Source organism: Catenulispora pinisilvae (genome assembly GCF_015356865.1).
GTDB lineage: Bacteria > Actinomycetota > Actinomycetes > Streptomycetales > Catenulisporaceae > Catenulispora > Catenulispora pinisilvae.
This window is the reverse complement of record NZ_JAAFZA010000480.1, coordinates 1-1,805: the sequence shown is the minus strand read 5'-3', so window position 1 is coordinate 1,805 and position 1,805 is coordinate 1. Positions and strand designations below refer to the sequence as shown.

At 71.4% G+C, this 1,805-nt stretch carries 1 protein-coding gene and 1 pseudogene; one reads left to right on the top strand and one right to left on the bottom strand.

The genetic code is table 11. The features are described 5' to 3' along the window. Positions 1-31: 31 nt before the first annotated feature. A pseudogene (locus tag IZR01_RS54655) lies at positions 32-187 on the top strand (methyltransferase domain-containing protein); the annotation flags it as partial. A gap of 254 nt (positions 188-441) precedes the next feature. Here IZR01_RS54655 and IZR01_RS49030 read toward each other — a convergent pair. After that, entirely contained in the window at positions 442-1,671 is a 1,230-nt protein-coding gene (locus IZR01_RS49030) for a glycosyltransferase family 4 protein (protein WP_194927873.1), read from the bottom strand. Positions 1,672-1,805: the final 134 nt, after the last annotated feature.

Here is a 1,805-nt window from a genome sequence, read left to right as displayed (position 1 = left end):
GTATAAGAGACAGGGGGCTCAGTACCTGTCGGTGGATCTGCGGGCGGTCGGGGATGTGTGTGGCGATGCGGCGGCGTTGCCGGTGCGGGATGGGGTCGTCGATGTCTGCTTTTCGTCCAACGTGCTCGAACATGTGGTGGAGCCGCGGCGGATGCTTCAGGAGATGGTGCGGGTCACGCGGCCGGGCGGGGTGGTGTTCGTGTGCTTCACCAACTGGCTGGGGCCGCTGGGCGGGCACGAGACCTCGCCGTGGCACTACCTCGGGGGCGAGTGGGCGGCGCGGCGGTATGAGCGGCGGCGCGGCGCTCCCCCGACCAATCGGTACGGCACGTCGCTCTTCCCGCTCTCGGTCGGGCGGGTGCTGCGGTGGGTGCGGGAGGCCGAGCGGGACGGGGAGGTGCAGACCCTGGCGGTCTTCCCGCGCTATCACCCCGCGTGGGCTCACGCGATCGTGCGGGTGCCGGGGCTGCGCGAGTTCCTGACCGCCAACTGTGCCATCGCGTTGCGGGTACGGTCCCAGTCGAACTCGGCGGCCCACGCGATGCACGACGACCGCATCTCGGAGGCGAGCGCCGGGTCGGCGTCCAGTTCCTTCAGCGCCGAGGACACCGTGTCGGCGAGCGTGCCGCCGGGGGCGACGAGCCAGCCGGTGACGCCGTCGCGGATGGCGTCGCGCAGGCCGTCGACGTCGTAGGCGACGGTCGGCACGCCCAGCGCGGCGGCCTCCAGGACCGACAGGCCCCAGCCCTCGCCTTGGGAGGCGGACAGGTGGAGTGCGGACGTCGCCACCAGCGCGTTCTTGGCCTCGGCGGGCAGGTGGCCGTGGATGTGGACGTGGGCGGGGTGGCGGAGCAGGGCGGCGGCGGCGCGGATCCGGTGCTCGTCGGGGCCGCGCCCGACGATGTGGACTTCGATGCCGGGCCAGGTCTCGGCCAGGTCGTCGGCGAGGTGGACGATGCGTTCCAGGCGCTTGTGGCGCACCAGTCGGCCGACCGCGACGAGTCGAGGAGGCACCAGGGGGGCGGCCGAACATGGGGCTAGAGGTGAGGCTGAGCGTAAGGCCGGGCGTAAGGCCAGGGTTAAGGCTGGAGTTAAGACTGGAGTTAAAGACAAGGCCGGAAACCCTTCTCTCGTAACGCCGTTGGGTACGAGCACGATCGGCCCGGTCCAGCGCAGCCGGGTCCGCATCGCCGCGATGGTGGACTCCGATACGGCCACCGCCTGGTGCCGGCGGTAGACCCGCCGCGCCGCCGGCCCCTCCAGCCAGCGTCCCAAGGCGGCGACCGGGCGGCTGAAGTGGGTGCCGAACTGCTCGTCGTGGACGTGGTGGACGACGAGCGCGAGGCCGGTGCGGCGTCGGGACAGGGCCAGCGGGGAGAAGAAGGGGATGCCGTTCTGGCAGTCGATCACGAAGTCGTATGCGGGCCCGCATAATCGAGCCCTGATCAATTGTGCGAGGACGGCTGGGTAGACCGACCAGCGTCCCCCGCGTCGCAGCCATCTGATTCCGTCGCGGGTCTCGCGGCGTGGTTGGCCCGGTTCGCGGGACGTCAGGAAGTCGACGGTGTCGCCTCGTTCGGCGAAGCCGCGGGCGACCTCGTACGCGAAGGACTCCGCTCCCCCGGCGGTCTGCTGCCAGGGGTCGCGCCAGTTCAGGATGGCTAAGTGCACTGCGATACAACGACGCGCGGCGGCGGGCGACACGTGCGACGGCGCCGTTCGGGCGGACAGGCGGTGCGGGGCGGGCAGGCCGCACCCGGTGAGCGAGGCGGAGCGAACTTTGATCGTACGGGGCGGTGTGGCCG